We start from the raw sequence: 9,009 nt of genomic DNA, 5'->3' as shown, positions 1-9,009 counted from the left end.
GCATAATATTTTTTAATGTGCTATCCGTGGGGATATTTTGCGCTTACCTCCGTTCTTATCCAGAATGCAGCTCCCAATCAGATAATCAAACTTGGGTGTTCTAGTATACTTCACCTGCATTCCAAACAATTCACCTATAGCATAAGCCAGCTTCTTTCGTTCCTCTCCTTTAACCTTAAAATCAATCTCTGTAATCATTGCACATACCACCTTTCTTTTTGGTATGTACATATATCACTCTAACTGAATAATAAAGCAAGTCAAATCTGAAATACTTTTACACAAAACACCATAATTATTCGCGCACAAATATCTCCCCATATCCTTTAAAATCAAGTCTCTCCGGCAAATACCAGACAAAAAACAATACCCCCTTTGCAATTTCGCGAAAATACGCGTGAGAGGGGGCATCGGTCTTCACTAAAAAGTATGTAGAGATTTAGATTACCCCTATCCCATTAAATCAACATATATTCCTTGATATTTTATTTCTAACTGATTCTATCTGTTTCCTAATTATGAGTTGTTGATCCATATCCTTTTTGATTTTTGAAACAATGATTTCCTGTTCATTAAGGGATACATTAGGTATCGGTAACTCTTTTATAACAACTGGAAAAATATTTGTATTATTTCCCAATCCTTTTTTATATATTTCTATCAAATACTGAAAAAAAGATGTTCTAAAATAATAATATGCAAAATATGGATTATAATTTTCTAATCGTATTCTCATTGTAAAGTCCGCAAATATACCTTTGATATCATCTTCAATCAAAGCAACTTTTCCAATAGTTCCTTCTCCTGAACGTGCCATAATAATATCATTCTTCTTTACACTTTTATTACAATTTTTATCCGAATATGACACATCTACTATTGCAGCCGTTTCCGAGTCGAATCTCCATTTTTTTATTGTTGCCATTGATATATATGCATATTCTCCATGATCGTTGTAATCTTTTGTTGATATGCTTGCTCCAAGCTCAATCGGCTCACTTAAGAAGTGTTTTATTGATAGATCACTCATTTTTCTTAACTGTTGCATTACAAATCGACCAGCTGGTCTATGATACTTAACACTGAATCTCATGTCTTGGTTATTAGAAAATGTACTTTGCATCAAATTATACGAATTCTTTTTCTTTAATGTTTCAAAAGTATCATAATCAAAATCAAACTTTTCACCAAAAACAGCATCAATTACTGCTGTTTCATCTTTTAATGACTTTTTTAATTTTACAATTTCTTCTTCAAATGTCACTACATGATTAACGATTGTATTTTGCTTTTTAATATTTATTTCAGGAATGCATATTCTTGATAATTCTTTTTTAGACAAGTATTTCGATGAAAAAACGTTATCAAACAAATCCTTGATAACACAATTGAAATACCATAGCAAATACTTTTTATTTACTTTTGTCTCATCCAACTTTACCCAAAATACATTTTGATTAATATAAACATCCCTATCAACAATAAAAGCTAATCCAACAGTCATTGCATTTGAGATTAATAATGAGCCTTTGGGTACTAATACCATATTGCCACATTCCTCTACCGCTACATCAGTTATTTTTTCTTCTGTATCAGGATTAAGTATATATAAGTCAGTATCAACATCCGTCAATGTTATAAAATCATAGTCCCCCTCCCAGTAATCAACTCTAAATTTTGATGGGGTTCTTCCTGACTTAATATCTGTTTCATAATTTTTATTTTCCAAAAACTCCTTTAACGGAATACCATTCTTATATAAATTTGAATAGTCTTTTAATCCCATTTTGTAATCATCCGAAAATTCAAACAAATGAATAGACTTCATTCTTACACTCACATTTTCCACCTCAGTTCCAATTAAGTTTTCTAAGATAATCCAAAACAGTCAATAAAGTAGATTCACGCAAAGCAATTTTTTCGCTTTTATAATTTTTCAACAAGCCAATTCTAAACATATCAATAAGATCTTTATTTGTTCTTTCCGCGTACTCTTCTTTTAATTCATAATATTTATCATAATATTTATTTACAAACAACTCTATTCTTTTTAAATCATCTTTAAGTTTTATTTCTTTATCAACAGCATTTCGTATTTTCTTATTTATGCTACTAATTTTTTTACCATCTTTTTCCTTACTGAGCTTATCTTGCTCTTTTTTTATTAATACTTCTACTTCGGTTATCTTGTTCTGGTATTCCTCCTGAATGCAGTCAAAATTAATTATTTTAGGTGCATATTCTAACGAATATAAATCATTTTGCGTTTCCTTTTCTCCTCGCTTTGTACGTTTATATCCAATGTTATCTACTTCTGCCATAAACACTTCATAATCAAAGCATCTTGAAACTTCACTAAATACCCACCATGTATTTACATATCCAAATACATCAACTGTATCTTTGTCATATGAACATAAATCTCTCAACTCTAATCTGTATTTTTCTATTAGACTATCAACATCCAATTCTTTGTCCTTTTCTACCAGAAAATCCTTTAAAAATTCACATATTAATGTATGTTCTTCATTTGCAGACATATCCTTGATAGAAGGCAAATTTTTCTTTTTCTTTAGTCCATCATGTACTAAAACCAAATTTTCAACTCTCGTTTTCTTGTGTTGATAATCATTAGAAACTTCATCCCATTTTATATCCCATAACGCAACATCTTCTGCTTTTTTCTTTTGTGCAAAAAGAATACTTGTCTTAGTAGATGTATATGGTTCAAAGGCAGTTTTGGGTAATGAAACAATAGCTTTTACATTAAAAAATCTATATATGAATAATCTTATATATTTATTTTCTGTTGTATCGAAAACACTATCAGGCAAAACTGCTGCCAATCTTCCTTCTTCTTTTAAAAGCTGGTACCAACGTTCTATAAATAAATTTTCTGAATTCTTTTTATCACTAAATAAAAATCTATTATTGTAGTCATTTTCATCTTCTCCATCACCAAAAGTTAAACTAAAAGGAGGATTTGTAATAACAAAATCAAATTCCTCATTTAAATAATATTCTTGATTACAAAATCTGACTTTCTTTTTGTTATTTAATTTATTTTCAAATCCTTGTATAACTCGAGCAGGATCATGATAAACATCGAAATTATGTAATCCATTCTTGTTGAAAATATTTGCGTTTCCATCTCCATGAAGTATCATATTAACTTTTGTCGCAGTGGTTAATTCAACATTGCTTTCTATCCCATAAATAAATCTATTTGCCCATGTATTAATTTGATTTTTGTCTTCTTCATCTTCTATAAAAAGTTGTTTCTCCAATACGCTTTTTATAGGTTTTGCCACTTTTATTTCATTACTTTTTTCAAGGTAATACTCTGAAATGGCCTTCATAGCTTCAAGCAAAAATGTTCCGGATCCGCACGAAGGATCGATAATATATGGCAATAGAGTATCTGGGCTCTTTTGTGATGTAATTCTCTCCAAAGCAACCTCTTTAATTCCGAGTGCCTCAATGATAAAACGAACTATATTTTTATGTGTAAAAAATTGCCCTTTTGACTGTTTGAATTCATTCTCTATAATACTTTCGAAAAAGTCTCCCAACAAATCACTTTGATTTTTATTTTTTGTAATAGATACCCCTTCTAAAATATGTACAACCCCCATTATTTTAGACATTTCTACTTTATCCAAATCAATAAAATTTGACTTTTCGATTATTTCAACCGGCATATTTAATAGCGATTCCTGAGCTTCTTTATATTTCTTCTCAAGCCTTAAAAAAGTAGTTTCAGCATTCTCTAGCACCGTTTTTTTACTCTTCATATCATACTCATACATAAACTGAAAAGCATACTTTTCGCCATCTATACACCATAGCTCATCATATATTTTTGCAAGAAAAATGTGCATTAGATAAAAAAAGATATCGTTATAACTAGTAGATCCACCTCCCCATAAAACATTATGCAATTTACTTTGCAACTTAACGAAATCATTTTTTTCTAATTCCATATCAAGCGGCTTATATTCTTCGCTCTCATTCGATACATTGGCATAATATGCATGCTGAACTATTCCATAATTTAAAGGTATTCTAAATGAATCATCTAGAGGATTTGTTTCTTTCCACTTTTTATATGAAGTTGTTTCCACATAATCTATTACATACATTTTTTCATGTAATCTATTTTCTTCTAAACCATAATAAACTAAATAGCTCACTTTCCCTTCTTGATTCTGAATAGCTGCCATATTAAATAGTTGAGTTTCAATCTTTGCTTTATTACTTTCATATGTTTCTGGTGCTTTACATTCAATAAATAAAAAAACATTTTCAGGTATTTTTTTATCTCTAACAATAATATCTATGAAAGCATTTTTGTCCTTTGGTTTTGATCCAATATTATAATGTTTCTCTAGCTCTATACATTCAATTGGATATTTCATTTCAGTAATTAACTTAACAACCAGATATGCTCTTACATAGCCTTCATTTTCAAATTTAATTGGATTATGACAAACTATTTTATCAGAATAAATTATTTTTTTATTCACTTCATCTACTGTCACTATCTCATGACTAGGATCGTTCATTTCGATATATTTTAATATTTTTCTTTTTAATCTATCTTCCATTTTTTCTCTTTCCCATGTTCATTATAATATTTATTGCTTAATATTTTTTCTGCTTCTTTCAATACTGTCCGTCTTACAAATTCACTATAAGAAGAGTATTCTTCTATTTTTGCAGCCAGTTTTAATCTTTCCAATTCTTCTTGACTCACTCTAATGCTCATTGAATATGTTTTATTCATATATTTCTCCTCTCATTTTATTAATTATAGCATCAACGTGGAACATTTACAATACAACGTTCCACATACACGATAACATTTCACTGAACATTCCATCCGTATACTTCTCGAGTTTTCTGCTAATAAGCTCATATTTATTCTCCTATAAAAATAAATCCGCCTTACTTAGCCTCTGCTATTCTATACATATATTTTATCCTTAAACAAAAATAAGCATCGGCTTCTCTCATCGTAAGCAGATACTTATCCTTAATTATTACTTCTATTCTGTTATTTTTGTCCCCTCATCTTAACAGCTTATATAACCGTTATCTTCCAATCTCATCCGTATAAAAACCGTAGTCCCAAACCTATCACTCCACCACGCTTTGCCTCGCTTTATCGCACTTCATCGCCACTTATAACTGTACCCATAGTCCTGCCGTGGCAGATGAAAAGTATTTTTATCATATATCTAAATCCTCTCTAAACGCTTGATTTTACTGTATTTTCGGCACTTACAACAATTTTGCAATATTTCTGTGATAGTGTTTTTGTTCACATTTTCAGCATAATTTTTAATAACTTTGCATAACTTTTCCTTCATTTGGGCTAAATTCTGGGCTAATTTCAAACCTTTTAGCCCACGACTTTTTATCACATTGATAACAAAATTATAATTCGCCTTCGTATTATGCTTTACACCTCTTTATTGACTTATATACTTTTGCACCAATTCTAATACCGTCATATTCCCACCATTCGTTGTAACTGCATCTCTCAATGCTTTCTCAACTTCTTTCTCTCTAAGGGAAATGTCCTTGCGTTTACCCTTTGGGTATGGATTAGATTCAGTCAGTCTCCAACTATATACCGACTTCCTTTTTCCAAACGCATCATTATATTTATAACAGCATCTTCTCTCACCCCAGTTTCACAGCATCTCTCCTGCCATCTACCTGAAGCACCGCCTTGCTCGTCACAGCATAGCTGTCCCCGTTTTTCAGCCATTTAACAACTTTTCCGTCTTGCAATATCAGCACTGCCTGTTTGGAATGACTTTCAATATTGTATTGCTTTGCTGCTGCATCAAATACTATCCTGCAATTATTTTCTGCTATGCTGTCAATTCCTCTAAGACTTCCGGATTCTAATGCTTCCACTGCATCAAATGTAGTTCCTATGGTTACTGATGCATCTTTTCCGTCTTTTAAATTCCATGAAAGACCATGATAAATACCACTTCCATTGCTTATCACACCCGTAACAGGCTCGCCTGATACTTTATTCTCTTTATTTTCACTGTCTTCGTTATTTTCTTTTTTGTTATCACCATCTGAACTTTTATCTTTTTGGGGTTTCTTCTTTTTCTTTGTTTTACGGCGTGTCTTTCTGCGTTTTCTTCTATGTGAACGATTATTATTTCCATCATCACCATCCTTACTTGTATCACCTTTTCCGCCGTAACCGTACCTGCTCTGTCTTTTATCAGGCTGCCTGTAACCGCCTGTTATCCAGCCTGCTATTATAAATAGAAGTGCGATTACATTTAATATCGTAAACAGATATACACCTATTTTCAAAAACGGTCGAAGCGGTGTGATGCCAAACACGATAAGAAGCATTTCCGCCACCACGACAAGCGTGAACAAGGTCGGCATGAACATTGTCTTTTTTCCTTCCGCCATAAACAGCATGAACATCGAAAGAAAACATAAAACTAACGGAACGGCTATTGCCACGGCACAAAATACGAGTATATTTGCACCTCCTGCATGATTTATATAAGAAACACTGTCCCTTATATCTCCCCATGTATATGGTGCTTTAATTACATAATTTTCAGAAAGTCTCCCCTCTTTAAAGTATGTATATCCTGCTTTTCCCCCTGTTTTTATGACCTCTATTCCTGAAAGTGTCATATTTCCATCCCCTGCATTAAATTTACAGAATGGAAGTAAAAGAGAAAGCAGTGCCAGCAACAATAAAAGCCCTGCTATATTTTTCATCAATCGACCATGTTTTCTCATTAAAAATCTCCTCCCTAAGTTAGGTATTATCATAATAATTTAAACACCTGTTATCATATTTTTGCAATCACCTGTTATGCGTAAAAAATATAAGTTTATAAATTCTAAATGCTTATCATTATATGAATGTTCATAACAGTTCAGCCTTAAATGGCATTTCAAATTTTACGAAATAAACAAATGCCACATTGCATCGATTAAATGTGGGAAATTAAAAACTGAACTTTTATGAACAATCTGCACTCTTGTATAATACAACAAATTTCTTTAATAAAAAATATATTTTTCCTTATATTTTTATTAAGATATAACATTTCAGATATAAAAATATAATTGTTAAACCACGGTCTGCTCATTATATTATCAATTATATTCTTATGTTAGAAAAGTCTTTCACTCTTAAAATGAGCTCAAAACCTAAGCGTGCACTCAAATGAAATAAATAAATCTTCTCCGTCAGAACATTGATTTCGTGCAAATAAACAAAAATTGATGTGATACCAGACTGAGAAATACTCACATTTCCAGTCAGATTACCACATCAATTTTTCATTTAACTGCCAGTCTTTTTAATATTTAGCATTTTATTGTACCATCACGCTTTTCAACTGCTTGTCTTTTTACTTTTAGTATTCTGATTTACAATTACTTTTTGTAAATCCAGTTTTTTACGCTTTATATTTACTTAACAATCGGTGCAAATCTTATTCTTATCTGAGGAAGTGACTTAATTTCTGTATAATAGTTTGTCTGCCAGTCATCTCCCTGAGTCTCGTCATTTTCTCCAGATGCCGGTGGTGCAAATATCTTAAGTGTCATATCTTTTGCTCCGTCAAGCGGCTTTTTGAAGAATGCACTCATCATGTCTACACATTTTACGCCCGGTGCTTTATAGAACCAGTGTCCGTTTAATTCTATCATAAGGTTCATGTCTACATTGTCATCATCAAAGTATGCTTCACAGAATACAGGATTGCTGTCAAAGTGAAGGTCGATTGCTACTCCGTCGGCATCTTCCGAACCACCCCAGCGGAGTTTTGCGGGAAGTTCTACATCTGAACCTGTTTCCATTGACGGACTGAAGAAATCGTCATGAATGATTTCTCTATATGTATCCATGAGTGGCTGCTCAATTCCAACATCTTTGTTGTTTGGATCTTCTATCTCAAGTCCGAGACGGCCTCTGTCCCTGAACTGATACATTGTGAAGCCTGAAAGCCATTTCTCGTCGTCTTTTTTAAGCATTTCACAGAATTCTTTGAGCATTGATGCCTGATCGTACGGTCCTGTTACATCACCGTCTGAGTTAAACTCGGACAATACCATAGGCTTTTTAACTCCGTTATTTACATATGTGTATCTCTCATAGCTGTTCTTTGCAAGCTGATATATCTTGCTTACTGCATGGCGTGCAAATGTTGTACCGCCTTCTTCTGCAACATCATATGGCCAGCCCCAATGAAGTGCCATGTATCTGTCTACGGATACAATATCTGCTGCCCTTGAAGCTTCTGCAAATATGTCTTCCATCTCCATCTTTTCGTCTTCAAGTTCCTTACATCCGTCAAGACAGATGATAGTCTTAACATTTGGAGCTTCTTTTCTGATTATCTCACTTGCGTGTTTGAAGAATGCTGCAACTTCCTCATAACTTGCTCTCTTGTTGAATGAGAACCAGTTTCCTGTTGCTTCATGATTTATACGAAGCTGAACCCTGCCGAATGTTCTAAGGTCTTTTGCGATTGCCACAAGATGCTCGTCTGATACCTTAGGGTCGATAGTCATTGTAAGGAGTACATCCTGTCCATGTCTTCTTACATCTCTCATGCAGGTAAACGGCTCATCATCTAATGTACCGTTAAGTCCACCCTTATATGTAAAATAATCATCATACGGGAAATCCCATGCAAACTGTACTGACGGGTCAGCATGAACAACACTTGCTCTGCCCGGCCACCCCTCATCATTCGGATAATAGCAATACATAAGATTTATCGCTCTATGCGGTCTGCCAAGTTTCTGTAAAATATAATCCTGATTTACATATTCTCCACGCTCACTTCCATCACCAAGATCAACAGCACACTGTGCAGGTCCCATATGAAGTGTTTTTGCCTTTAATTCGCTCATCTTTATCCTCCAATTTTGTTTTATGACATTTTTGCGGAACATATCTGTCACCTTTTACACATTAAGCACGACTGCAACAATTTC

General features: G+C 33.0%; 6 protein-coding genes. All 6 read right to left on the bottom strand.

From position 1 onward, the window contains the following. Positions 1-12 precede the first annotated feature (12 nt). Positions 13-198, bottom strand: a complete 186-nt coding sequence (locus DWZ63_RS13405) for a hypothetical protein (RefSeq protein WP_118500127.1) — start codon at positions 196-198, stop codon at positions 13-15. Positions 199-463: 265 nt separating this feature from the next. Continuing rightward, positions 464-1,840, bottom strand: coding sequence for a restriction endonuclease subunit S (locus DWZ63_RS13400; protein ID WP_118500126.1), 1,377 nt, complete (start codon positions 1,838-1,840; stop codon positions 464-466). Positions 1,841-1,850: 10 nt separating this feature from the next. Further along, entirely contained in the window at positions 1,851-4,607 is a 2,757-nt protein-coding gene (locus tag DWZ63_RS13395) for an N-6 DNA methylase (RefSeq protein WP_118500125.1), read from the bottom strand. Continuing rightward, entirely contained in the window at positions 4,592-4,786 is a 195-nt protein-coding gene (locus DWZ63_RS13390) for a DUF1778 domain-containing protein (protein WP_118500124.1), read from the bottom strand. Before DWZ63_RS13390 ends, DWZ63_RS13395 begins: the two co-directional genes overlap by 16 nt. A 902-nt stretch (positions 4,787-5,688) precedes the next feature. Continuing rightward, complete coding sequence (locus DWZ63_RS13380) at positions 5,689-6,795, bottom strand: hypothetical protein (RefSeq protein WP_118500123.1); 1,107 nt, start codon at positions 6,793-6,795, stop codon at positions 5,689-5,691. A 681-nt stretch (positions 6,796-7,476) separates the two neighbouring features. Beyond that, entirely contained in the window at positions 7,477-8,925 is a 1,449-nt protein-coding gene (locus tag DWZ63_RS13375; protein WP_022013583.1) for a hypothetical protein, read from the bottom strand. Between the last annotated feature and the right edge of the window lie 84 nt (positions 8,926-9,009).

This window comes from Clostridium sp. AF34-13 (assembly GCF_003477845.1).
Classification (GTDB): domain Bacteria; phylum Bacillota; class Clostridia; order Lachnospirales; family Lachnospiraceae; genus Butyribacter; species Butyribacter intestini.
Note: the sequence above shows the minus strand (reverse complement) of the source record. Positions and strands in the feature narration are given on the sequence as shown.

Coding starts and splice junctions, on each gene's coding strand:
- DWZ63_RS13380 (WP_118500123.1), bottom strand. CDS start 6,795: ATGAGAAAACATGGTCGATTGATGAAAAATATAGCAGGGCTTTTATTG.
- DWZ63_RS13390 (WP_118500124.1), bottom strand. CDS start 4,786: ATGAATAAAACATATTCAATGAGCATTAGAGTGAGTCAAGAAGAATTG.
- DWZ63_RS13395 (WP_118500125.1), bottom strand. CDS start 4,607: ATGGAAGATAGATTAAAAAGAAAAATATTAAAATATATCGAAATGAAC.
- DWZ63_RS13375 (WP_022013583.1), bottom strand. CDS start 8,925: ATGAGCGAATTAAAGGCAAAAACACTTCATATGGGACCTGCACAGTGT.
- DWZ63_RS13405 (WP_118500127.1), bottom strand. CDS start 198: ATGATTACAGAGATTGATTTTAAGGTTAAAGGAGAGGAACGAAAGAAG.